The sequence below is a fragment of the Chitinimonas sp. BJYL2 genome (assembly GCF_027257935.1).
Taxonomy (GTDB): Bacteria; Pseudomonadota; Gammaproteobacteria; order Burkholderiales; family Chitinimonadaceae; genus Chitinimonas.
Genome location: NZ_JANZKW010000003.1, coordinates 432,737 through 455,708, shown reverse-complemented (window position 1 = coordinate 455,708; position 22,972 = coordinate 432,737). Strand labels below are relative to the sequence as shown.

Genomic DNA, 22,972 nt, shown 5'->3' with positions numbered 1-22,972 from the left:
TAAGCCAGCGCAGACCGAAACGCGGTGGCTGACCCAGATCAATGCACCGTAGCGGCAGCCGTCTTGCCGTAGCGCGCCAGCACATGTTGGCTCATGCTGGTAGCCAGGGTCTCTTCGCCAAGGAACACACGATCAATGGCGGCGGCGCTGAGCAGCTGGGCATCGTCTTCACTGTGTGTGCGCACGATGACCTCGATGCCCGAATTGAGCGTGCGCGCCGTTTCCAGCATGCGTTGCACGTTGATGGTATCGGGCGTGGCAATCACCAGCATGCTCGCATGGGCAATATGTGCCTGGATCAGTACGGCCGGGTCGGAGGCGTCGCCCGATACGGCTGCGATGCCACGGGCGCGGAGACGCTCGACACGTTCGCGGTTCTGCTCGGCCACCACATAGGGGATGCCCTGCTCGTCCAGCGCCATACCGATACGCCGGCCCACCCGTCCGTAACCCACCAGCACCACCTGCCCGGCCAGATACTTCTGCTCGGTACTCATCGGCAGCTCGGCCAGCGGGTCGGTATCGCGTTCCAGCGCACGCATCAAGCCGGGCTTGGCCCGCAGCCAGCGGGTCAGCGGTGCAATGCCGGCAAAGGTCAGCGGATTGATCGCGATCGAAATCAGTGCGCCGGCCAGGATCAGGCTCTGGCCCTCGGTGGGCAGCAGGCCAAGTGCCACGCCAAGACCGGCAAGGATGAACGAGAACTCGCCGATCTGAGCCAGGCTGGCCGATACCGTGAGCGCGGTGTTGAGCGGGTAGCGGAAAGCCAGCACCAGGGCGCCAGCGGCAATCGACTTGCCCACCACGATGATGGCCACCACCGCCAGCACCTGCAGGGGCTGGTCAAGCAGGACGCGGGGGTCGAACAGCATGCCCACCGACACAAAGAACAACACGGCAAAGGCATCGCGCAGGGGCAGGGATTCCTCGGCCGCGCGGTGGCTGAATTCGGACTCGCGCATCACCATGCCGGCAAAGAAGGCACCAAGCGCAAACGACACGCCGAACAGCTGGGCAGCCCCAAATGCAATGCTGACGGCCGCCGCCACCACCGCCAGCGTGAATAGCTCGCGCGAGCCGGTCTTGGCCACATGCCAGAGCAGTTTGGGCAGCACTTTCTTGCCCAAGCCCAGCATCAGGCCAATGAATACCGCGACCTTGAGCAAGGTCAGCCCCAGCGCCAGCCAGACATTGCCATCAGCAGCTTCTGCCCCTTTGCCGCCCAAGGCACCCGCCAGCGGCGGCAGCAGCACCAGCACCAGCACCATCGCCAGGTCTTCGACTACCAGCCAACCCACGGCCAGCTTGCCGTTGAGCGTATCGAGTTCGCCCTTGGCTTCCAGCGCGCGCAGCAGCACCACCGTGCTGGCGACTGACAATGCCAGGCCGAATACCAGCGCGCCGCCCAGACCCCAGCCCCAGTACCAGGCTACGGCAGCACCCATCGCGGTCGCGACCGATATCTGCAATACCGCACCCGGCACGGCCAGACGCCGTACCGCCATCAAGTCCTGCAGGGAAAAGTGCAGGCCCACACCGAACATCAGCAGCATCACGCCGATTTCGGCGAGCTCCGAGGCGATCTGCATATCGGCCACAAAGCCGGGCGTGTAAGGGCCGATAAGGATACCGGCCAGCAGATAACCCACCAGAGCCGGCAGTCGCAGCTTGTCTGCCAGAAAACCGAATATAAGGGCCAGGCCCAGTGCCGATGCGATGGTGGTGATCAACGGAATCGCATGGGGCATGGGCAGGCTCTCCTCGGGTTCGGGCTGTGGGGTATCAGGTCAACCACCCCGCGTCGCGGGCGGCCTCGAGCCGGGGCAGGACGTGTTGCCACAAGGTGGGTGCCGCGTCGTTGATCGGCAGGTTCTTGCGGATCACCTGCTCGAAGCGCACCGCATTCTCGCGCCAGCCTATGCCCTCATTCGCCAGATTCTGCAGCATGGGCATCATGCGGTCGCAGGCATAAGCGAAGCGGCCCTCAGGCGTGTCACGATCTTCATATTCACGCCACAACGCCATGAAGGCATCACGCTGTGGGGCGGGCAGCATGCCGAACAGACGCTCGGCTGCTGCTACCTCCTTGTCTGCTTTGTCGGCCGCAGCTGACTCGTCGTAGAGAAAGGTGTCGTCGGCGTCGATTTCGACAATATCGTGTACGAGCAGTATCTGCACCACGCGGTTCACTTCAACCGCCGGCTCGGCATGCTCGGCCAGCAGCATGGCCATCAGCGCGACCTGCCAGCTGTGCTCCGCGCTATTTTCATAGCGCGTCATGCCGACTGGCCGTGTCCTACGCAAGACCGCCTTGAGCTTGTCGAGTTCCAGCAGGAATTCGAGCTGCGCCGCGAGCACGCTCATTTGGTCCAGCTGTCCTTCAGCCCCACAGTGCGGTTGAACACCACGCGTCTGCCCGGCTGATGTTCGACACGGTCGGTAACAAAGTAACCGAGGCGTTCAAACTGGTAGCGGGTTTCCGGGGCGGCGTCGCGCACGGCGGCTTCCACATAGCCGGTCACGGTTTTCAGTGACTCGGTGTTAAGGAACTGTTTGAAGTCGACGTACTGGCCGTCGTCGCCACGAACGGCATCTGGGCGTTCTACCGTGAACAGGCGCTCGTACAGGCGCACTTCGGCCTCCACCGCATGCTCAGCCGAGATCCAGTGGATCACGCCCTTGACCTTGCGGCCGACCGGGTTCTGGCCCAGCGTGGCCGGGTCGATGGAACACTTGAGCTCTACCACCTTGCCGGTAGCGTCCTTGATGACTTCGTCGCACTTGATCACATAGCTGTAGCGCAAACGCACTTCGCCGCCGGCCGTGAGGCGCTGCCAGCCCGGTGGCGGGGTTTCGCTGAAATCGTCGCGTTCGATATAGATGACCGGCGCAATCGGCACCTCGCGCTCACCGAATTCGGGATGGTGCGGATGGAAAGGCGCGGTACGTGAGCCGGTAACACCCGCTTCAAAATTGGTCAGTGTGACCTTGATAGGATCAAGCACGGCCATCACGCGCGGGGCCTCAGCTTCCAGCGTTTCGCGCACGGCGCCTTCGAGCACCGAGAAATCGACCACGTTCGGTGTTTTGGATATACCGCAGCGCTCGGCAAACAGGCGGATGCCGGCCGGGCTATAGCCACGGCGGCGCATGCCGCTGATGGTGGGCATGCGCGGGTCATCCCAACCGCTGACCAAGGCTTCAGTCACCAGCTGGTTGAGCTTGCGCTTGGAGGTCACCGTATAGAGGAGCTCCAGACGGGAAAACTCGATCTGCTGCGGGTGGCACGGGATGGTGATGTTATCGAGTACCCAGTCGTACAGCGGGCGGTGGTCTTCGAATTCCAGCGTGCACAGCGAGTGGGTGATGCCCTCGAGCGCGTCCGAGATGCAGTGCGTGTAGTCATACATCGGGTAGATGCACCAGGCGTCACCCGTGCGGTGGTGATGTGCACGGCGTATGCGGTAGATCACCGGGTCGCGCAGGTTCAGGTTGGGTGAGCCCATATCGATCTTGAGGCGCAGCGTGCGCGAACCATCGGGGAACTCACCGGCGCGCATACGCGCGAACAGATCGAGGTTCTCCGCCACCGAGCGATCACGGTAGGGGCTGTTACGGCCGGGCTTCTGGAAGTCGCCACGGTAATCGCGCATTTCTTCGGGTGTCAGCTCGCACACAAAAGCCAGACCCTTGTTGATCAGCTCCACGCCATATTGATATAGCGTTTCAAAGTAATCCGAGGCGTAGCGCACACCACCATCCCACTCAAAGCCGAGCCAGTGCACATCGGCCTGGATGGCCTGCACGTATTCGTCTTCTTCCTTCTCGGGGTTGGTGTCGTCAAAGCGCAGATTGCACTCGCTGGCGTAGCCGCGACCCTTGTAGTCTTCCTTGATGCCGAAGTTCAGGCAGATGGACTTGGCGTGGCCCACGTGCAGGTAGCCGTTGGGTTCCGGCGGGAAGCGGGTAATGGTGCGCGGGTGCTTGCCGCTGGCGAGATCGGTGTCGATCACATTGCGGATGAAGTTGCTGACAACCGGGGCGGCATTTTCGTTGGACATAAAATCGGTTCACGCTGGATTTGTGCAATACGGCGATTTTACCCGATAGCCGGCCCCGCGCGCCCAAGCAATACCAAACCCGGCTGACCACTCAACTCCGGAACATGAAGTACACGGCACCCAGAAGGCACAAACCCGCCCAGACAAAGTCCCATTTGAATGGCTGCTGCATATAGAAAATCGCAAATGGGACAAACAGCGCCAGGGTGATCACCTCCTGGATGATCTTGAGCTGCCCTAGCGTGAACACCTGATAGCCAATACGGTTTGCCGGCACCTGCAACAGATACTCGAACAAGGCGATGCCCCAGCTCGCCAATGCCGCGATATACCAAGGCTTGGCCGACATGTCCTTGAGATGGGCATACCAGGCAAAGGTCATGAAGACATTCGAACAGACCAGCAGCAGGATGGACACGAGTCCGGCAGGCAGAGCGGTATTCATCGGGGGCGATGGCGGCGAGTCTGGTAAAATTGGCAGTTTGTGTCGAACCCGGAACGCTGTCCAGCCGATGCCGCTTACCCGCTTGCTCCCCTCCCTGCTGTGCCTTGCCTTGCTGGCCGCCTCCCACGCCGGAGACGCCGGGGACATTGCCGCCAGCCTTCAGCGTGGCCGTGCTGATGATGCCCTGAAGGCCGCCGACAAGGCGCTGGCCAGTTCACCCCGGGATGCCCGTCTGCGCCTGCTGCGCGGCAATGCGCTGGCGCAGCTTGGTCGAACGGCCGAAGCGATACAGGTCTTTACTGCGCTCACCAGTGACCATCCGAACCTGCCCGAGCCCTATAACAACCTGGCTACGATCTACGCCCAGCAAGGCCAGCTCGACAAAGCACGGGCCGCATTGCAAATGGCCCTGCAGACAAACCCGGCGTATGCCACGGCCCATGCCAACCTTGCAGATGTTTATGCACGCCTCGCAGCACAAGCCTACGACAAAGCCTTGCAGCGGGATGTGGTGGAACGCCAGGCCCGGCCCCAGGATGCGCCGCCAACGCAACCCGCGCCCAAACTCGCGCTCGTGCCCGATCTCTTAAGCCGCACGGCACCCGCTAATAGCCGCCCTGTGGTTTTGGCCCAGGCGCCCACGCCGGCACCCACGCCGGCACCCACGCCGGCACCCACGCCCGCGCCAGCACCCTCGCCGACTCCCAAGCCGGTCGCCGCCAGCAAACCTGTCGTGGTCGCCGCCGCGCCCAGCCCGACACCGGCACCCGCTGCCAGCAAGCCGGCTATGCAGCCGGTAACAGCGGCGCCCGCCCCTGCGGCCCAGCCCGGCAAGGTACCAGCACCTACCCCGACGCCTGCGCCGGCGGCCGACAAGAACAAAGACGCCGAAGCGCAGGTCAGCAAAGCCGTCATCGCTTGGGCGGACGCATGGGCAGACAAACGCGTGCCTGCCTATCTGGCCAGCTACAGCCGCCAGTACAAACCCGCCGGCATGAGCCGTAGCGAATGGGAAAAGCAACGCCGCCAGCGGATTGAAAGCGCCAAGAAGATCAGCGTGAAGGTGGGCAAGCTGCGCATCAAGATAGACGGCAAGAAAGCCACTGCCCGCTTCGTGCAGCAATACAGCTCGGACAAGACCGACAAATCCACCGTTAAGACCTTGATTCTGGAGAAGAATGGTGACCGTTGGCTGATCTCGGAAGAACGGGTAGGATAAGTGTCCATGCGTCGTTCCTGGCTGAAAGTCTGTACCTGCCTGATCGCGGGCCTGTATCTGGCCCCGGCTGCCAATTCCATGCAATGGCAGCGTCCCGGCGTCAGCGACCTTCCTGCGCTCGCGCAGGCGGCGCTCGCTACAGCGCAATCGAATCCCGAAGCACTCGTGGTCGCGGCGCTCAACGCCATCCGCCAGAATCGTCTGACCGATGCTGACCGCATGGTTGATGCCCTGCTCGACGCCAAACCCAATTACCGCCTCGCCCATCTGCTCAAGGGCGATTTGCTGATGGCCCGCGCCCAGCCACTGGCTGGCATAGGCAGCGCTCCCGTACGTGACGACAAGCTCGACGATCTGCGCGCCGAGGCCACGGTCCGGCTTGCCCGCTACGACGCCCCCCCGCCCACCGACCAGATTCCCGCCAACCTGCTGCAACTGACACCGGCGCAGAAACACGCGCTGGTCGTGGATGCCAGCAAGTCGCGGGTCTATCTGTTCCGCAATGAAGACGGCACGCCGCGCTTTGTTCGCGATTTCTACGTCACCATCGGCAAACTTGGCTTTGACAAGAACCGCGAGGGCGATCAGCGCACACCGCTGGGTGTGTATTTCGTCACCGGCCACATGCCGCGTGAGCAGCTCGACAAGAGTTACGGCAATCGTGCCGAGCTCTACGGCGTGGGCGCTTGGCCGCTGTCTTACCCCAATGACTGGGACAAGCAGATGGGCCGCACCGGCAGTGGCATCTGGCTGCATGGCGTGCCATACGACACCTACAGTCGCGCGCCCAAGGCATCGAATGGCTGCGTGGCCTTGTCGAATACGGATATGGCGGCGCTGGGTGCCTATCTCACCCCGAACACGCCGGTCATCATTGCGCCAGCGATCCAGTGGCTGAATCAAACCGAATGGGCCGCACGCCGGAATCAGGCGATTGCGGAAGTCGAAGCCTGGCGACGTGACTGGGAAAGCCTCAATACGCCCCGCTATCTGCAGCACTATGCGAGCGAGTTCCGTAGCGGCAATCATGATCTGGCCAGCTGGAAGACCCAGAAGGCAGCCGTGAACGCCGGCAAGCAGTGGGCCAAGATCCGTCTGGACAACGTCAACCTGTTTGCCTACCCCACCCGCGAAGGCGACATGCTGATGGCGGACTTTGCGCAGGATTACCGCAGCAGCAATCTCGACAACCGTACCCGCAAGCGCCTGTACTTCAAGCAGGAACGGGCTGACTGGAAGATCGTGTTCGAAGGATCGCTGAGCTGAGGCGCTTTACTTAGGATGCACTCAAACAAAAGCCCGTCGATACACGACGGGCTTTTGTTTGAGTGCACGGGGTGCAATGAGCCCCCTTGGCCACATTGCACATCACAACCCGGACATGGCTTGGTGCAATGCGCGTAGCTTCTGCGCCCTACATCTCCGGCATCAGATGACCAGACCACCATCCACCGACAGCACCGCACCGTTGATATAGCTGGCGTCATCACTGGCCAGGAAGGTGTAGACCGCGGCGATTTCCTCGGGTTGGGCCAGGCGCTTCAGCGGTACGCGCTCTTCCATCGACTGGATCACCTTTTCGGGCATGTCCTTGAGAATGGGCGTCGCCACGAAACCCGGGCACACGGCATTGCTGCGGATACCCTTGCGGCCCAGTTCCTTGGCCCAGGTCTTGGTGAAGCCGATAACGCCGAACTTGGCCGCAGCGTAGTTGCTCTGCCCGAAGTTGCCGTAGAGGCCCACCACCGACGACGCGTTGAGGATGACGCCCGTTCCCTGTGCAACCATGATGTCGACCACGGCCTTGGCACAATTGAATACGCCTTTGAGATTGATATCGATCACGCGGTCGAACTGCTCTTCGGTCATCTTGGTGAGTTGCGCATCAGCGACGATGCCGGCATTGTTGACCAGCACATCCACACGCCCCCACTGCGCCTTCACGGCGGCGACCATGGCGTTGATCTCGGCCATGTCAGTGACATTGACGACGTGGCCGACGGCCTCGCCACCCTGGCCGACAATCTCGCTGACCACCTGGTCAATGCCGGCACGATTCAGATCGCAAACCACGACCCGCGCGCCTTCCTTGCCGAAACGCAGGGCCGTGGCACGCCCGATACCGCTGGCAGCCCCGGTGATGATGGTGACTTTGCCCGACAAACGCATCTTGATGACTCCCGGTTGATTTCACTCCGACCAGACAGGGGCTGGCCCGCAAGAGGAAACGCAGCGCCCCGGTAGGGAACGCTGCGTTTTGTCTGCTCCATGCTTCTTCTTTGTCTGTATACGGTCGAGCGGCCGTTGCGGTGGCTCCACGTGACGGTGTCATTGCACCGATTTGATGTCTGCTGATGTTCGGCAGACTGTGCTGGAATTGCGGAGCCGATAATAGTACGGGCCACCTAGAGCAGCAACTCTAAGCGGGAACTAATCGTCAAATCACGAATCTTGTCCGCAAAATGCAACAGTTCCCGCTGATTTCCCAGCTCACTCCAAGCCCTGGCTGGCCAGATAGTCTTCATAGCCACCGATATAGTGTTCATAGGTGCCGTCGCCGCGCAGTTCCAGAATCTGCGTCGCCAAGGAGGACACAAACAGACGGTCGTGCGAAACGAAGATCAGCGTGCCCTTGAACAGATCGAGTGCCAGGTTCAGCGATTCGATCGATTCCATATCCATATGGTTGGTCGGTTCATCCATCACCAGCACATTGGGCTGTTGCAGGATCAGTTTGCCGTACAGCATGCGGCCCTTTTCACCCCCCGACAGCACACGCACCGACTTCTTCACGTCGTCGCCGCTGAAGAGCAGCTTGCCGAGCACACCCCGCACGACCTGATCGTCATCACCGGGCTTGGCCCATTGCTTGAGCCAGTCGAACAGGTTGTCGTCGCAATCGAAGTCCTCTTCGTGATCCTGCGCAAAGTAACCAATCTCGGCCTTTTCTGCCCACTTCACTGAGCCGGCATCGGCCTTGAGTGCGCCCACCAGCATCTTCATCAGCGTGGATTTACCCACACCGTTACCGCCAATCACGGCCAGCTTCTGATTGGCCTCAAAAATCAGGTTCAGCCCCTGAATCAGTGGCTTGTCGAAGGACTTGGACAGATTGGTCGCCTCGAAGGCCTGGCGGTGCAGCTTGATCTTGTCGTCAAACTCGAAACGCACGTAAGGGTTCTGCCGCGACGAGGGCTTCACCTCGACCATGCCTTCCTTGATCTTGTCGGCCAGCTTGAGGCGGCTGGTGGCCTGACGCGCCTTGGATTTGTTGGCCGAGAATCGCGCAGCAAACACCTGCAGTTCGGCAATCCGCTCCTTGGCTTTGGCATTGGCACCGAGTGCGCGCTCGCGCGCTTGCGTGCTGGCCAGCATGTAGTCGTCGTAGTTGCCCGGATAAATCTGAATGGTGCTGTAGTCCAGATCGGCCATATGCGTACAGACCTGGTTCAGGAAGTGACGGTCATGGCTGATGATGATCATGGTGGAATCACGCTCGTTCAGCGTGTTTTCCAGCCAGCGGATGGTGTTGATATCCAGGTTGTTGGTCGGCTCGTCCAGCAGCAGCACTTCGGGATTGCTGAACAGGGCCTGCGCCAGCAGCACGCGCAGCTTCCAGCCCGGCGCCACCTCGGACATGGGGCCGAAGTGTTGCTCGATCGGAATGCCGGCGCCAAGCAGCAGCGCACCTGCGCGCGCTTCGGCATCGTAACCGCCCATCTCGCCGAACTTCACCTCCAGATCAGCCGCACGCATGTAGTCGTCTTCCGTCGCCTCGGGGTTGGCATAGATGGCGTCTTTCTCGTGCATGCAGGCCCAGAGCTCGCCGTGACCCTGCAGCACCACATCGATCACTCGCTGGTCTTCATAGGCGAACTGATCCTGGCGCAGCTTGCCCAGACGCACACCGGGATCGAGGCTGACATTGCCTGCTGTCGGCTCCAGGTCGCCGCCCAGAATCTTCATGAAGGTGGACTTGCCGGAGCCATTTGCACCAATCAGGCCGTAACGGTTGCCGCCGCCGAACTTGACGGAGACTTTCTCGAACAGCGGCTTGGCGCCGAATTGCATGGTGATATTGGCTGTAGTGATCAAGCTGAGGGCTCCTGAAACCGTGACATGTCGCAAAAATAAAAATCCGCGCATGGCGCGGTGCGGCAAAATTGCGTAATTTTAACATAGCTGCCCTGCGCAACCGCCGGCCCCAATAACAGAAGAAGACCCAGAAGCGGATATGTTCGACTTTTCCAGCCTGATCGACGTCCTGATGCGCCGTGCCCGCGAGGAGGAACCTCAGGGCCCCAGCTTCACCCAGTTGATTGTCGAGTTGCCGGCCGAAGACACGCTCGCCGCGATGATCGAGATCAACAAGGCGCTTGCCGCCCTCAACCGCAATCCGCGCCTGAGCCTGAAGGAGCGGTATCAATCCGTACGCAGCTGCGATGAAAAAGCGCGGCCGCTGACAGCCTTGCTCAGCAAGGTCTACCACGGCGAGGAGCAGATCGAGCAGATCCTCCCGCATCAGGTCATGCCCACCCTGCTGGCGTGCTGGAAAGAACTGGCATCGGCCTACAAGCTGTGCCTGAAGCAACACGCCCAAGCCCCCAGCCCCAAGTTCGAGCAAGAGGCGCAACTGATCACCTTGCGCGCGATCATCTATTACAGCGAGCAGGCCAAGTGGTCCTATCTGCGCTATTTCGATGCCGAACCCCGGCTATGGCGCAGCCTGAACAATCTCTATCAGATTGCTGAAGCCGCCGGCTTTGCCGACAAGATGATGGCGCCCTACCCCGATATGGCTGCCACTTCGGTCAGCCGCGTGTATCGGCATGCCCTGCTGCTCAAACTCAGCGAACCCGAACGCCATCGGATTGAAGAAATCTGGATGCTCGACCAGCTGCTGGATATGTGGGTGGACGATATCTCCCTGGAAAGGGTTATCCGCCCACGCGATCAGAGCTTTGCCATCAATCTGGATGAACCCAAGCCCCCCATGAAGCTGCGGCGCAATATGGTGGGGGAACGCTATCGGTATTTCGATACCGAAACGCTGGCAGATCGGCTGGCGCAGGCCAGCGTGTTTGCCGCCCAGGGCGTGGCAACCGTGCCCATCATGACCGAGCAGCTTGATCATCCGCGCCTGGCGCGTTTTCTCGGCGATCTCTCGGTGGTGTACTCCCGCGTAGGGCAGTCGCGCGCCAGGCGCAGCGAGCGCCGGCTGAAAGATCGCCCGGCCGATGCTGCCATCGGCTTCGACGTGATCCATACCCTGCTGGCCCATGGTCGCGGCACCAGCAACTGGGAACCCTGGAACCTGCTGGATGAAAGCGGCAACGGTTTCGGGGCGCAGTATCGCTCGCACTATGACGACCGGCTGACCATCGGCGAGTTGCTGGCACTGCGCAGTGGCGACACCACCTGGCTTGCTCTGGTGCGCCGGCTGCATAAGTCGTCGGAAGGCAATGTGCGGGTCGGGGCAGAGCGTCTAGCCGCCCAGCCAGCCCCTGTGATGCTCGCAGGCGGCTCGGGCAATGTGCCGGCGCTATATTGCGCTGAGTCGCCACATGGCCGTGTTCTGGTAATGAATCTGGCTCAACACGAGGCTGGCGCGCTGTTTACGCTGGCGTCCGGTACCAAGCGCTTCACCATCAAGCTTGGCCCGGCGCTGGAAGTACTGCCTACCTGCGCCATCTGCAATTTCAACGTGCTGGCCAAAGACTGATCCTTGCGGAACAGCCCGACGACTCCCGTTGGGCCAGCAAAGCGGTGGGCTTTCCGGTAAAATTCGCGGGCTTTCTCCCCCATTACCGCACGGCCTAATACATGCCCACTGTTCTCAAGCTCCGTGGCGGCATCGCCCTCTCCGCGTTCCGTATCGAAAAACTGGTTCAGCAACTGGCTGCCGCCGGCATCCGCGATGTCGCGCCGTATGCCGAGTTCTGGCACTTTGCCGAGCTGAACGCAGCGCTGGATGCCGACGAGCAAGCCAAGCTGGCCCGCATTCTGGCCGACGATCAGCCCGCCGATGATGCACGTGCCCAAGGCAGCCAGCTACTGGTGACGCCACGCATCGGCACGATTTCGCCGTGGTCGTCCAAAGCCACCGACATTCTCAAGCTGTGCGGTCTGGACAAGGTCAGCCGCATCGAGCGCGGCATGGTGGTGTATGCAGGCCGTGCGCTGACTGCCACCGAACAAGCCAAGCTGGCCGAACTGGCCCACGACCGCATGACCGAGAGCGTCTGGCCCGGTCTCGATGGCATCGAAAAGCTGTTCTCGCATATCGAGCCGCAACCGCTCGCCAGCGTGGACATCCTGGGCGGCGGCCGTGCTGCACTCGATGCCGCCAACCGCGAGATGGGTCTGGCCCTGTCGGATGATGAAGTCGAGTACCTGGTCGAGAACTTCGGCAAGCTCAAGCGCAACCCGACCGATGTCGAGCTGATGATGTTTGCGCAGGCCAACTCCGAGCACTGTCGCCACAAGATTTTCAACGCCGATTTCATCATCGACGGCGAGGCCCAGGTCAAATCGCTGTTCGGCATGATCCGCGATACCCATAAGGCGCATCCGCAAGGCACCGTTGTGGCTTACTCGGACAACGCCTCGGTGATCGAAGGCGCAGGCATCCTGCGCTTCTACCCGCAGGCCGGCAGCCAGGAATACCGCTACAACGCCCGCCCCACCCACATCCTGATGAAGGTGGAAACGCACAATCACCCCACCGCGATTGCCCCGTTTGCCGGCGCCTCGACTGGCTCGGGTGGCGAGATTCGCGATGAAGGCGCGACCGGTCGTGGCTCGCGCCCCAAGGCTGGCCTGTGCGGCTTCACGGTATCGAACCTGAACCTGCCCGGCTTCAAGCGCCCCTGGGAGCAGTTCAGCAACACCCAGGCTGAATACGGCAAGCCCAACCGCATTGTCTCGGCCCTGCAGATCATGGTCGACGGCCCCATCGGCGCCGCCGCCTTCAATAACGAGTTCGGCCGGCCCAACCTGGCTGGTTACTTCCGTACCTACGAGGAAAGCCACCTCGGCGAGATGCGCGGTTACCACAAGCCCATCATGATTGCCGGCGGCCTCGGCAACATCGATGGCGACCATGTGGGCAAGCACGATATCCCCGAAAGCGCGCTGATCGTGGTGCTCGGCGGCCCCGGCATGCTGATCGGTCTGGGCGGTGGCGCGGCCTCGTCGATGGATACCGGTGCCAATGCTGCCGATCTGGACTTCGACTCCGTGCAGCGCGGCAACCCCGAAATCCAGCGCCGGGCGCAGGAGGTCATCGACCGCTGCTGGCAGCTGGGCGACAAGAACCCGATCCTGAGCATTCACGACGTGGGAGCGGGCGGCATCTCCAATGCCCTGCCTGAACTCGTGCACGGCTCGGACCGTGGTGCTGTGTTCAAGCTGCGCGATATCCATATCGAAGAAAAGGGCATGTCGCCCGTCCAGATCTGGTGTAACGAATCGCAAGAGCGTTACGTGATGGCGATTCCCGCCAACGCACTCGATACCTTTGCCGCCATTGCCGAGCGCGAGCGCTGCCCCTTCGCCGTTGTCGGTACTGCCACGCTCGAAAAACAGCTGGTGCTGGATGACAGCCACTTCGGCAACAAGCCGGTGGACATGCCCATGGACGTGCTGCTGGGCAAGCCGCCCAAGATGACGCGTGACGTGAAGCGCCTGTACCCTGAGCTGCCAACGTTTGATTCCAGTTCACTGGATCTGTTTGAAGCGGCCTACCGCGTGCTGCGTCTGCCCGCCGTGGCCGACAAGCGCTTCCTGATCACGATCGGCGACCGCTCGGTGGGCGGCATGACGGTGCGCGACCAGTTCGTCGGTCCTTGGCAGGTGCCAGTGGCCGATGTGGCCGTGACCACCATGGGCTTCGAGACTTATCTGGGCGAAGCCATGGCCATGGGCGAACGTACGCCGCTGGCACTGATTTCGGCACCCGCATCGGGCCGGATGGCCGTGGGTGAAGCCATTACCAATATCGCTGCCGCCCCGATCGCCAAGCTCGGCGACGTGAAGCTCAGCGCCAACTGGATGGCCGCCGCCGGCCATCCCGGCGAAGATGCCAACCTGTTCGATACCGTCGAAGCCGTGCGCGATCTCAGCATCTCGCTGGGCTTGAGCATCCCGGTGGGTAAGGACAGCCTGTCCATGAAGACGGTGTGGCAGGAAGACGGGCAGCAAAAGGCGGTGGTGGCCCCGCTATCGCTCGTCGTATCGAGTTTTGCCCCGGTTACCGATGTACGCCGCACGCTCACGCCGCAGCTGCGTACCGATCAAGGTGATACGGATCTGCTGCTGATTGACCTTGGTCGCGGCAAGTGCCGCCTCAGTGGTTCGGCGCTGGCTCAGGTCTACAAGCAAGTCGGCAACCACGCACCCGATCTGGAAGACCCGGCAGCGCTCGCCGCCTTCTTCCAGGTGGTGCAGCAACTCAACGCCGACGGCAAGCTGCTGGCCTACCACGACCGCAGCGATGGCGGCCTGTTCGCCACCGTGACTGAAATGATGTTCGCCGGTCACACCGGCGTGACGCTGGACGTAGACGAGCTGTGTATCGAACGCCGCCGCAACGAGCGGGAGTTCAGCGAGTACACCCCTGAGTCGATTGCCCGCGCTGAAAACGGCCGCATGATGGGCGTGCTGTTCAATGAAGAGCTCGGTGCCGTGCTGCAAGTGCGCCGCAGTGACACCCACGCCGTCATGGCTGCCTTCTTTGCAGCCGGCCTGCGCAGTCAATTGCATGTGATCGGCACGCTCAACGACGACGACCGCCTCAAGATCAAGAAGCGCAACCGTCTGGTGCTCAACGAGACCCGTACCGATCTCTACAAGGCCTGGGCCGAAACCAGCTGGCAGCTCCAGCGCCTGCGCGACAACCCGGCCTGTGCCGACAGCGAATACGCGCTGCTGGGCCAGAAGCAACGCGGCCTGTATGCCGAACTCAAGTTCGATCCGTCCGAGGATGTTGCAGCACCGTACATCGCCAAGGGCAACAAGCCGCGCATGGCGATCCTGCGCGAGCAGGGTGTGAACGGCCAGATCGAGATGGCCGCCGCGTTTGATCGCGCCGGCTTCACCTCGGTCGACGTGCACATGTCCGACATTCTCTCGGGCCGTCTCTCGCTCAAGGACTTCCAGGGGCTCGCCGCCTGCGGTGGCTTCAGCTACGGCGACGTGCTGGGTGCGGGCGAAGGCTGGGCCAAGTCCATCCTTTTCAACAGCCTGGCGCGCGACGAGTTCGAAGCCTTCTTCCAGCGTGGCGATACCTTCGCACTGGGCGTGTGTAACGGCTGCCAGATGATGTCCAACCTCGCCGAGATCATCCCCGGCGCGCAAAACTGGCCCAAGTTCCGCCGCAATGCCTCGGAACAGTTCGAAGCGCGTCTCGTGATGGCAGAAGTGCCCGACAGCCCCAGCCTGTTCTTCGCCGGCATGGGCGGCTCGCGTCTGCCGGTGGTGGTATCGCACGGCGAAGGCCGCGCGGTATTCGCCAACCAGGCCGACCGCAAGACGGTGCTGACCGCCATGCGCTATGTGGACGACCGCGGCAACGCTACCGAGGTGTACCCGCTGAACCCCAACGGCTCGCCCGACGGCATTGCCGGTGTCACCACTGCCGATGGCCGCTTCACCATCATGATGCCGCACCCGGAACGCACCTTCCGCACCGTGAACCTGAGCTGGCATCCCGATACCTGGGGTGAGGATAGCGGCTGGATGCGCATGTTCCGTAATGCGCGCAAGTCACTGGGCTAAGCCTCTGTGATTGGTAAACAAAAGGCCCGCACAAGCGGGCCTTTTGTTTTGGGCGGCGGGGTAAGTAGGGTGCCATAAGGCTGAAGGCCGCATGCACCATCACGTCATCACCCCAATCGGTGCAATGCGCTGCGCTTATTGCACCCTACTCATGGATTGGCTCCTGCCCAGCAATGTCAAATGAAGGGTTTGAGCAAGGCATCTAGCTGCGCTTGCGTCAAACGCCCCGGATGCGCCGCGACCTGCTTGCCAGCGGCGTCGTAAATCACCGTAAAGGGCAAAGCACCCACGCGATTCCCCTCGGTGCGCATCAGCTCCATGGCATCCTGCTCGCCGACCAGCACCGGGTAGTTGATCTTGTATTCATCGACAAACTTCTGCACATCGGCCGCGTTGTCGATCGCCAGACCCACAAAGCGCACCTTGTCGCCCACGGCATTTTGCGTGGCAATGAACTCGGGGATTTCTTCGCGGCACGGCGCACACCAGGTCGCCCAGAAGTTGACCACCAAGGGCTTGCCTTGCCATTGCGAGAAAACCTGCGGCTGGCCCTTGAGGTCCTTGAAACCCGATTGCCATAGCGTGGGCTTGGCCACGCCGTTTGCGGCCAGCGGTTCTGGCTGGGGTTTGAGTTGGGCCTGGCGGGTATAAATGCCGGCAGCCAAGGCGGCGGCAATGATGACGACGCCGGTAATCAGGGTAGTGGAACGTTTCATCAGGCTCAGACCGGCAGTTGTTGCAAACGTTGCAGGAAGGGTTCGGCGGCTTCAAAGCCGATCAGGCGGGCAGGGATTTCCTTGCCTTGGGCGTCGAAGAAAATCGTGCCCGGCGGGCCGAACAGACCGAAGCGCTTGAGCAGCGCCTTGTGTTGCGGCGTATTGGCGGTGACATCCGCCTTGATCAGCACCAGCTTGCCCAGTGCGCGCTGCACGCCGGCATCGCTGAATGTGAAGCGCTCCATCTCGCGGCAGCTGACGCACCAGTCAGCATAGAAATCCAGCATCACGGTTTTGCCACGGGCGGCGGCCAGGGCCGCATTGAACTCATCAACCGAGTTCACATACTGGAACGGCAGCTTGCCCTCAGCGGCCACGGCTTGTGCACCTGCCAGTGGTTTAAGCGGTTGCAAGGGATCACGCGCGCCAGCCAACAAGCCGACAAGCAGTGCAGCACCCGCCAGCACCAGCATGACGCCCAGCGCCTTGGCCAGCCGCTTGGCGGCTTTGGCGTGCGGCGGCAAAGGATCGAGTGCCGACAGTGCCACGCCGGCGCCAAGTGCCAATGCCGACCACGCCAGCATCAGCAACCAGCTTGGCAGCACCGGCGTGGCAATCCAGATCGCCACCGCCAGCATCACCGTCCCGAACACATTGCGCACGGCCGTCATCCAAGGGCCGGCCTTGGGCATGACATGACCGCCAAGCGTACCGACCAGCACCAGCGGCAGCCCAATGCCAAGTGCCATCACGTAAAGGGCCAGTGCGCCTTTGACGACATCACCACTGGCGGCGATATAGCCAAGGGCTGCGGCCAATGGTGGCGCGACACATGGACCGATGATCAGGGCCGAAAGCGCTCCCATGGCAAATACAGGAAGCCAGCGGCCACCCGGCAGGCGGTTCGAGGCATCGTTCAATCGGGATTGCAGCGCATTGGGCAGCTGCAGTTCAAACAGGCCGAACATGGACAGTGCCATGATGACGAAGAACACGGCGAAGGCGCCGAGAACCCAGGGATTCTGGAGGGCGGCGGAGAGCAAGGTGCCCGAAAGTGCCGCAGCCACACCCGCTACCGCATAGGTCAGCGCCATGCCCTGCACATACACCATGGCCAGCGCAAAACCCCGACCACGACTGACCGTCGCCCCCTGCCCAACAATGATGCCGGACACGATGGGCAGTAGCGGGTACATGCAGGCGGTGAACGCCAGACCCAGTCCAGCCAGAAAGAAGAAGGCCAGCAGGGCCAGCAACTTGCCGGAACCGAACAGGTCGGCACCATCGCTGGCCGTCCTGGGTGCTGCCTGCGGGGTAGCCGCTCCCGCCGCATCGCCAAGCAGGTTGCTGACGGCACGGCTGGCATTGCCGGCCTTACCGTCAGACAGGGGCAATTCAACAGTTTCGGGCGGATAACAGATTCCCGCGTCGGCGCAACCTTGCGAGACGATCTTGATGCGCGCATCGGCGGCCATGGGCTGCTTGCTGCGCAGCGTGATCGTCACGTTCTGGCGGTAGACCTCGACCTCGCCGAAATAGTCATCATGCTTTTTCTTGCCCGGCGGAATCTCGGCGGTGAGCGCCTGCTCACCCGGTTGCAGACTGAACTTGAACTGATCACGGTACAGGTAGTAGCCGTCGGCGATATCAAAGCGTACCGAGGCCTCGGTGTCGCTGTTTTTTTGCAGCGTGGGCTTGAAAGCTTCGGCAGCCGGCAGCAACTCATCGGGATTGATGGCCGCCCAAGCCGGGAAAGTGAGGAACCCGGCGAGCAGCGCGGCGACAAAGCGTTTCATGCTGCACTCCCGGTTTCGGCGCGTACCCAGTCCAGATAAGCTGGCAAACCTTGTGTCACAGGAAGTACCAGCAGCTCGGGAAGCTGGTAAGGATGCAGTTCGCGGATCGCGTTTTCCAGTGCCGGGTAGGCACGGTGCGTGGTCTTGATCAACATCGGAATCTCGGTAGCGTGCTCAAGCTTGCCTTCCCAGCGATACAGGGAGCGGGCAGGCGCGAGTAGATTGACACAGGCAGCGAGCCGGCGTTCGATGAGCGCGCCGGCCAATTGTTCGGCCACCCCTTCATCGGGGGCGGTGCACAGTACCACCAGAACGGAATCTTGTTCACTCATGTTCAGAAAACTCTTGCCCTTTGTGGGCCTTGGATTATTGCTGCTACCGCTGGCCGAGCTGCTGGCCATCATCACGTTATCGCAGTGGATAGGCTGGTGGATGCTGGTGTGGCTGGCGCTCAGCGGCGTGGCAGGATTACTGGTACTCAAGAGCTGGCGCGCCGCCACGGCCTGGGCAGTGGTCGACAGTATCAAGTCCGGCGAAGTACCGATACGCCGGCTGTTCTGGGTGGCGCGCACCTTGGTGGCTGCCCTGCTGTTCGTGTTCCCCGGCCCGGTCAGTGATGTACTCGGTTTGATCCTGATTCTGCCCGTCTGGCCCAGCCCCAAGGGCTTCGCCATGCCCGGCATGGCGGGTATGGGTGCATCCCGGCCGGCCAACGATGGTGTTTTTGAGGGCGAATTCAGCCGCGTGGACGAGATTGCCGGCGCGTTGCCGCCAGGCAAGGACCCGCGCTGATCACGCTTCCGCCAGCAGCGCGTCGGGGTGCCGCGCGCTGCCGTTGATCCTGACCCGTTTGTGGCGCGAGAGTTCACCGTTTTCCAGCACCACCGCGTTGCGCGGCACATCAAACCAGTCGGCCAGCCAGGCAATCAGCGCCTTGTTGGCCCTGCCCTCCACCGGGGGTGCCGCCAACCTTAGCTTGAGCGCGCCATCATGCAGCCCGGCAACTTCCGTCTTTTTGGCGCCGGGTTGCAAGTACAGGCTCAGCACCCAGGCGCCGCCGTCCTGTCGCGCCCAGTTGTGCGTCATGCCGCCTGCACGATGAAGGCCATCAGCTGCATTTCCAGCGGTGCCACGGCAAAGTTCAGCAACATCTGCAGGAACAGGATAAGCACCAGCGGACTCAGGTCGATGCCGCCAATCAGCGGAATCATCCGCCGCAACGGCGCCAGAAATGGGCGCGTGAGCGCATCCAGCAAGGGAGCCAGCGGGTTGTAGGGATTCACCCAGCTCATGATCGCGTGCACCAACACCGCACCGAACAACAGATACAGCGTGAGTTTGAACAGTTCAAGCACGGCCAGCATGGAGAGCCCGATACCGGCGGTCGGACTCCATAGATTGACTGGCCACGGCGAGATCAGCAGCAACAACACATGCATCAACAAGGCGCCCAGCCACGCCAGCAGCAAGGTGGCGGTGTCGTAAGTCCCAGCACTGGGAATCAGCCGCCGTGCCGGCAAGACAATGAAATTGGTCAGCTTGACCGTGAACTGCGCCAGCGGATTGCCAAACGGTGCACGGGCTACCTGCAGGTAAAAACGCAGCAACAGGTTGAGCAGGAAAAAGCCCACCAGGTTCTTGATCAGGAAGGCCAGCGGCTCATACAGCATCGGTTTGTCTCCAGCAGTCAGGCCGGTTAGGAAAGTTACTTGCCCAGTTCATCGGCAAGTTCGGCAGCACGGGCGCAGGCAGCATGGGCGCCCGCCACAATGCCGGCCTGCACACCGGCTTCGTTCATGCGGGCCAGCGCAGCTGCCGTCGTGCCACCTTTGGAGGTGACCTTCTCGCGCAACGTTCCCACTTCGTCATCGCTGGCCATGGCCAGTTTGATGGCGCCATCGAAGGTGCCATAGGCGAGCTGGCGGGCAGTTGTCGCATCAAAGCCCAGTTCGCGGGCTGCAGCTACCAGCGACTCCATGAAATGGAATACATAGGCAGGGCCGGAACCCGAGATGGCAGTAATGGCATCAATCTGCTGCTCCTGCTCTACCCAGACCACCTGCCCTACGCTCTGAAGGATGCGGCTGGCAACTTCCCGATCGGCAATGTCGGCCTGAGGGCCCAGCCAGGCTCCGCTGACGCCCGCACGTACCAGAGCCGGCGTGTTCGGCATTACCCGGACCAGTCTCGCCCGGCCACCCAGCCAGCGATCAAGATCCGCCATACGGATGCCGGCAGCGATGCTGATCACGAGCCGCCCCGCCAGCGCCCCGGCCTGATTGCGGGCCACCTCGGCCAACTGCTGCGGCTTCACGGCCAGTATGGCCACGTCCGTCGCCGGCAGCGGCACGTCCGCTGCAAGGGTCGTCACCCCGAATTCGCTGGCAAGCTGGGCACGCTTGCCCGCATCGGGCTCAACCACATACAAGTCGTTTGCGGCGTAGCCCTGCTGCAAGAGGCCGCCCAGCATGGCGGTCGCCATATTGCCACCACCGATAAAGACGATTTTCATGGGGATTCACTTTCCGTAGCCGGGGCGTGCATTGGTGCGGACTCCCCGATGGTGATGGCTGGACGGCGCTTGAGAAGCAAGTGCCGGAGCAGGTTGAAGTAGAGTTTGTCGAGTTCGCGCTGACCCGAGAACGGCAGTATCAACTCACCATCACGGTGTTCAAGCTGCAGCGAGGCCAGGCGGCCTTCGTGCAGCGCATAGCTCAGTCGATCAATCTGTTCGAGCAGCAAGATGGTGGACACTGGCGCGCCCCAGCCGCAGTAGGTGAGCGACAGGTGGCGGGCATCCAGCTCCAGTACCGAGCGCCAGAACCATGCGCGCACATACCAGAACACGCCGGCTGCCAGCAGTCCGCCCATCAACGCAATGGCCAAGGCCATGGGTGACTCGCTCAACAGGCCCACGGTGAACAGCAATAGCAGGATGGCCAGCACTATCCCTGCAGCAAACTGAAGCTTGAGCCGGTACGGCGAACCGTCGGGCATGCGCTGCCATGCGGAAGCCAGCTCCAGCCGGTCTCGGCTATCGCCTTCTTCCACGCGCAGCCAGCGAGCGAGTTCGGCCAGCGTTGCCGGTGTGTGCGTTGTGCTCAAGCCTGATTCTCCAGCGGTGCAAGCGGTGTCTGGCGGGCGCCAAACAGGGCGGTACCCACGCGCACCAAAGTGGATCCTTCGGCAATGGCCTGGGCCAGGTCGGCCGACATGCCCATCGACAAGGTATCAGGCACAAGGCCGGCCTGGGTGATTTCGTGGCGCAGCTGACGCAGCAATCCGAACTGCTGACGCAAGACCGGCTCGGCGGCATCCGCGGCGGGAATGCACATCAGGCCGCGCAGCCGCAGCCCGGGAAGCTTGGCCACCGCCAATGCCAGCGGCAGCGCCTCGGCCGGGTCGCAGCCGGACTTGCTGGCTTCGCCCGACACATTCACCTGAATGCAGACATTCAATGGCGGCATGGCCACCGGCCGCTGAGCCGACAACCGCTCGGCGATGCGCAGCCGATCAACGCTATGCACCCAATGGGCACGCTCTGCCACCGGGCGACTCTTGTTGCTTTGCAACGGCCCGATGAAATGCCATTCCAAGTCAGCGAGATCTGCCAGCGCTTCGGTCTTGTCGACCAGCTCCTGCACATAGTTCTCGCCGAATGCGCGCTGCCCGGCCGCGTAGGCAGCCCTTACCGTTTCAGCAGGAAATGTCTTGCTGACGGCAAGCAGCGTACACTCGCCCGGTGCGCGGCCAGCGGCCTGCAGCGCGGCATCGATGCGGGCTTGCACCTGCTGTCTGGATTTCTCGAAGTCCGCCATCCATAATGCCTTGCAAAATGTGCCGCAAACCCAATTGGCATGCGGCTTTGAACGGGGAATTATAAATGGAAATCTCGGAACTTCTGGCGTTCTCGGTCAAGAACAAGGCCTCGGACTTGCACCTCTCGGCCGGCATGCCGCCGTGTATCCGTGTACACGGCGATGTACGCCGCATCAACCTGCCGGCGATGGAACACAAAGACGTTCATGACATGGTGTACGACATCATGAACGACGGCCAGCGCAAGACCTATGAAGAAACGCTGGAATGTGACTTCTCGTTCGAGATTCCCGGTCTTGCCCGTTTCCGCGTCAACGCCTTTAACCAGAACCGCGGCGCCGGCGCCGTATTCCGTACCATTCCCTCCAAAGTGCTGAGCCTGGAAGACCTGAATGCCCCCAAGGTATTCAAGGAAATCGCCGAGACCCCGCGCGGCATCGTGCTGGTGACCGGCCCTACCGGTTCGGGCAAATCGACCACGCTGGCGGCGATCATCAACTACATCAACGAAAACGAGTACGGCCACATCCTTACGGTGGAAGACCCGATCGAATTCGTGCATGAATCGAAAAAGTGCCTGATCAACCAGCGTGAAGTCGGCCCGATGACGCTGTCGTTTGCCAACGCGCTGCGTTCCGCACTGCGGGAAGACCCGGACGTCATCCTCGTGGGCGAAATGCGTGACCTCGAAACCATCCGCCTGGCGCTGACCGCCGCCGAAACCGGCCACTTGGTGTTCGGTACGCTGCACACCTCGTCCGCCGCCAAGACGGTTGACCGTATCGTTGACGTGTTCCCGGCAGCCGAAAAGGAAATGGTCCGGTCGATGCTGTCAGAATCCTTGCGTGCGGTGATCTCACAATCGCTGCTCAAGACCAAGGACGGCAACGGCCGGGTGGCAGCGCACGAGATCATGATCGGGATCCCGGCCATCCGTAACCTGATCCGCGAGAACAAGATCGCGCAGATGTACTCGACGATCCAGACCGGCCAGCAGCACGGCATGCAGACGCTGGATCAGTGCCTGACCGATCTGGTGCGCCGTAACCTGATCACCAATGCCGAGGCACGCAGCAAGGCGATGAATCCGGATAACTTCAAGTAAGTCCGCTCAACCATTGTTTGAACCACCAGGTCAC

At 61.8% G+C, this 22,972-nt stretch carries 20 protein-coding genes; 6 read left to right on the top strand and 14 right to left on the bottom strand.

Annotated features, from left to right (window positions below):
* Positions 1-38: 38 nt before the first annotated feature.
* The 4 genes from ybaL to O9X62_RS11970 form a co-directional block, all read right to left on the bottom strand.
* Positions 39-1,748: a YbaL family putative K(+) efflux transporter gene (gene ybaL, locus O9X62_RS11985; RefSeq protein ID WP_269533111.1), complete on the bottom strand. Its 1,710-nt coding sequence runs from the start codon at positions 1,746-1,748 to the stop codon at positions 39-41.
* Positions 1,749-1,782: 34 nt separating this feature from the next.
* Entirely contained in the window at positions 1,783-2,364 is a 582-nt protein-coding gene (locus tag O9X62_RS11980) for an HD family hydrolase (RefSeq protein ID WP_269533110.1), read from the bottom strand.
* The gene (locus O9X62_RS11975; protein WP_269533109.1) at positions 2,361-4,061 is read right to left on the bottom strand and encodes a glutamine--tRNA ligase/YqeY domain fusion protein; all 1,701 of its coding nucleotides are present in this window, start codon (positions 4,059-4,061) and stop codon (positions 2,361-2,363) included. The genes O9X62_RS11980 and O9X62_RS11975 overlap by 4 nt, the downstream gene beginning before the upstream one ends.
* A gap of 91 nt (positions 4,062-4,152) precedes the next feature.
* Positions 4,153-4,506 (bottom strand): DMT family protein, encoded by a 354-nt coding sequence (locus tag O9X62_RS11970; protein ID WP_269533108.1) that lies wholly within the window; start codon positions 4,504-4,506, stop codon positions 4,153-4,155.
* Positions 4,507-4,573: 67 nt separating this feature from the next.
* On the opposite strand from O9X62_RS11970, the gene O9X62_RS11965 reads away from it, so the two are divergent.
* Together O9X62_RS11965 and O9X62_RS11960 are read left to right on the top strand one after the other, a co-directional pair.
* The gene (locus tag O9X62_RS11965) at positions 4,574-5,725 is read left to right on the top strand and encodes a tetratricopeptide repeat protein (RefSeq protein ID WP_269533107.1); all 1,152 of its coding nucleotides are present in this window, start codon (positions 4,574-4,576) and stop codon (positions 5,723-5,725) included.
* Positions 5,726-5,731: 6 nt separating this feature from the next.
* A complete protein-coding gene (locus O9X62_RS11960; protein ID WP_269533106.1) occupies positions 5,732-6,991 on the top strand; it encodes a murein L,D-transpeptidase family protein in 1,260 nt (419 codons plus the stop codon).
* Between the two features lie 162 nt (positions 6,992-7,153).
* Here O9X62_RS11960 and O9X62_RS11955 read toward each other — a convergent pair whose 3' ends face one another.
* Together O9X62_RS11955 and O9X62_RS11950 are read right to left on the bottom strand one after the other, a co-directional pair.
* The gene (locus O9X62_RS11955) at positions 7,154-7,894 is read right to left on the bottom strand and encodes a beta-ketoacyl-ACP reductase (protein ID WP_269533105.1); all 741 of its coding nucleotides are present in this window, start codon (positions 7,892-7,894) and stop codon (positions 7,154-7,156) included.
* 321 nt (positions 7,895-8,215) lie between these two features.
* Entirely contained in the window at positions 8,216-9,820 is a 1,605-nt protein-coding gene (locus O9X62_RS11950; RefSeq protein WP_269533104.1) for an ABC-F family ATPase, read from the bottom strand.
* Positions 9,821-9,959: 139 nt separating this feature from the next.
* Between O9X62_RS11950 and O9X62_RS11945 the strand changes: the two genes are divergently transcribed.
* Together O9X62_RS11945 and purL are read left to right on the top strand one after the other, a co-directional pair.
* The gene (locus O9X62_RS11945) at positions 9,960-11,447 is read left to right on the top strand and encodes a hypothetical protein (protein ID WP_269533102.1); all 1,488 of its coding nucleotides are present in this window, start codon (positions 9,960-9,962) and stop codon (positions 11,445-11,447) included.
* A 101-nt stretch (positions 11,448-11,548) separates the two neighbouring features.
* Entirely contained in the window at positions 11,549-15,502 is a 3,954-nt protein-coding gene (purL, locus tag O9X62_RS11940; RefSeq protein ID WP_269533100.1) for a phosphoribosylformylglycinamidine synthase, read from the top strand.
* A gap of 176 nt (positions 15,503-15,678) precedes the next feature.
* Here the strand turns inward: purL and O9X62_RS11935 are convergent, their stop codons facing one another.
* Genes O9X62_RS11935 through cutA form a run of 3 tightly spaced genes read right to left on the bottom strand, consistent with a single transcriptional unit; the run spans position 15,679 to position 18,346 of the window.
* A complete protein-coding gene (locus O9X62_RS11935) occupies positions 15,679-16,218 on the bottom strand; it encodes a TlpA disulfide reductase family protein (protein ID WP_269533099.1) in 540 nt (179 codons plus the stop codon).
* Between the two features lie 5 nt (positions 16,219-16,223).
* Complete coding sequence (dsbD, locus tag O9X62_RS11930; protein ID WP_269533098.1) at positions 16,224-18,014, bottom strand: protein-disulfide reductase DsbD; 1,791 nt, start codon at positions 18,012-18,014, stop codon at positions 16,224-16,226.
* Positions 18,011-18,346, bottom strand: coding sequence for a divalent-cation tolerance protein CutA (cutA, locus tag O9X62_RS11925; protein WP_269533096.1), 336 nt, complete (start codon positions 18,344-18,346; stop codon positions 18,011-18,013). The genes dsbD and cutA overlap by 4 nt, the downstream gene beginning before the upstream one ends.
* On the opposite strand from cutA, the gene O9X62_RS11920 reads away from it, so the two are divergent.
* A complete protein-coding gene (locus tag O9X62_RS11920) occupies positions 18,345-18,806 on the top strand; it encodes an FxsA family protein (RefSeq protein WP_269533095.1) in 462 nt (153 codons plus the stop codon). The two genes, cutA and O9X62_RS11920, sit on opposite strands and share 2 nt — an antisense overlap.
* Here the strand turns inward: O9X62_RS11920 and O9X62_RS11915 are convergent, their stop codons facing one another.
* The 5 genes from O9X62_RS11915 to O9X62_RS11895 are packed head-to-tail and all read right to left on the bottom strand — an operon-like array spanning position 18,807 to position 21,832.
* Positions 18,807-19,100, bottom strand: coding sequence for a DUF167 family protein (locus O9X62_RS11915; RefSeq protein ID WP_269533094.1), 294 nt, complete (start codon positions 19,098-19,100; stop codon positions 18,807-18,809).
* Positions 19,097-19,684, bottom strand: a complete 588-nt coding sequence (locus O9X62_RS11910) for a YggT family protein (protein WP_269533092.1) — start codon at positions 19,682-19,684, stop codon at positions 19,097-19,099. Before O9X62_RS11910 ends, O9X62_RS11915 begins: the two co-directional genes overlap by 4 nt.
* Before the next feature lie 35 nt (positions 19,685-19,719).
* A complete protein-coding gene (proC, locus tag O9X62_RS11905; protein ID WP_269533090.1) occupies positions 19,720-20,526 on the bottom strand; it encodes a pyrroline-5-carboxylate reductase in 807 nt (268 codons plus the stop codon).
* The gene (locus O9X62_RS11900; protein ID WP_269533088.1) at positions 20,523-21,119 is read right to left on the bottom strand and encodes a hypothetical protein; all 597 of its coding nucleotides are present in this window, start codon (positions 21,117-21,119) and stop codon (positions 20,523-20,525) included. The genes proC and O9X62_RS11900 overlap by 4 nt, the downstream gene beginning before the upstream one ends.
* Positions 21,116-21,832 carry a YggS family pyridoxal phosphate-dependent enzyme gene (locus tag O9X62_RS11895; protein ID WP_308446468.1) on the bottom strand — a complete coding sequence of 239 codons (717 nt, stop codon included), beginning with the start codon at positions 21,830-21,832 and terminating at the stop codon, positions 21,116-21,118. The genes O9X62_RS11900 and O9X62_RS11895 overlap by 4 nt, the downstream gene beginning before the upstream one ends.
* Before the next feature lie 65 nt (positions 21,833-21,897).
* On the opposite strand from O9X62_RS11895, the gene O9X62_RS11890 reads away from it, so the two are divergent.
* On the top strand, positions 21,898-22,938 hold the full coding sequence (locus O9X62_RS11890) for a type IV pilus twitching motility protein PilT (RefSeq protein ID WP_269533087.1): 1,041 nt from the start codon (positions 21,898-21,900) through the stop codon (positions 22,936-22,938).
* Positions 22,939-22,972 lie beyond the last annotated feature (34 nt).

Excerpts from the sequence above, each read along its gene's own strand:
- O9X62_RS11945 (WP_269533102.1), top strand. The coding sequence starts at position 9,960 with ATGTTCGACTTTTCCAGCCTGATCGACGTCCTGATGCGCCGTGCCCGC.
- ybaL (WP_269533111.1), bottom strand. The coding sequence starts at position 1,748 with ATGCCCCATGCGATTCCGTTGATCACCACCATCGCATCGGCACTGGGC.
- purL (WP_269533100.1), top strand. The coding sequence starts at position 11,549 with ATGCCCACTGTTCTCAAGCTCCGTGGCGGCATCGCCCTCTCCGCGTTC.
- dsbD (WP_269533098.1), bottom strand. The coding sequence starts at position 18,014 with ATGAAACGCTTTGTCGCCGCGCTGCTCGCCGGGTTCCTCACTTTCCCG.
- proC (WP_269533090.1), bottom strand. The coding sequence starts at position 20,526 with ATGAAAATCGTCTTTATCGGTGGTGGCAATATGGCGACCGCCATGCTG.
- O9X62_RS11935 (WP_269533099.1), bottom strand. The coding sequence starts at position 16,218 with ATGAAACGTTCCACTACCCTGATTACCGGCGTCGTCATCATTGCCGCC.
- O9X62_RS11970 (WP_269533108.1), bottom strand. The coding sequence starts at position 4,506 with ATGAATACCGCTCTGCCTGCCGGACTCGTGTCCATCCTGCTGCTGGTC.
- O9X62_RS11965 (WP_269533107.1), top strand. The coding sequence starts at position 4,574 with ATGCCGCTTACCCGCTTGCTCCCCTCCCTGCTGTGCCTTGCCTTGCTG.
- O9X62_RS11920 (WP_269533095.1), top strand. The coding sequence starts at position 18,345 with ATGTTCAGAAAACTCTTGCCCTTTGTGGGCCTTGGATTATTGCTGCTA.
- O9X62_RS11955 (WP_269533105.1), bottom strand. The coding sequence starts at position 7,894 with ATGCGTTTGTCGGGCAAAGTCACCATCATCACCGGGGCTGCCAGCGGT.
- O9X62_RS11960 (WP_269533106.1), top strand. The coding sequence starts at position 5,732 with ATGCGTCGTTCCTGGCTGAAAGTCTGTACCTGCCTGATCGCGGGCCTG.
- O9X62_RS11890 (WP_269533087.1), top strand. The coding sequence starts at position 21,898 with ATGGAAATCTCGGAACTTCTGGCGTTCTCGGTCAAGAACAAGGCCTCG.
- O9X62_RS11975 (WP_269533109.1), bottom strand. The coding sequence starts at position 4,061 with ATGTCCAACGAAAATGCCGCCCCGGTTGTCAGCAACTTCATCCGCAAT.
- O9X62_RS11915 (WP_269533094.1), bottom strand. The coding sequence starts at position 19,100 with ATGACGCACAACTGGGCGCGACAGGACGGCGGCGCCTGGGTGCTGAGC.
- O9X62_RS11980 (WP_269533110.1), bottom strand. The coding sequence starts at position 2,364 with ATGAGCGTGCTCGCGGCGCAGCTCGAATTCCTGCTGGAACTCGACAAG.
- cutA (WP_269533096.1), bottom strand. The coding sequence starts at position 18,346 with ATGAGTGAACAAGATTCCGTTCTGGTGGTACTGTGCACCGCCCCCGAT.
- O9X62_RS11910 (WP_269533092.1), bottom strand. The coding sequence starts at position 19,684 with ATGCTGTATGAGCCGCTGGCCTTCCTGATCAAGAACCTGGTGGGCTTT.
- O9X62_RS11895 (WP_308446468.1), bottom strand. The coding sequence starts at position 21,832 with ATGGCGGACTTCGAGAAATCCAGACAGCAGGTGCAAGCCCGCATCGAT.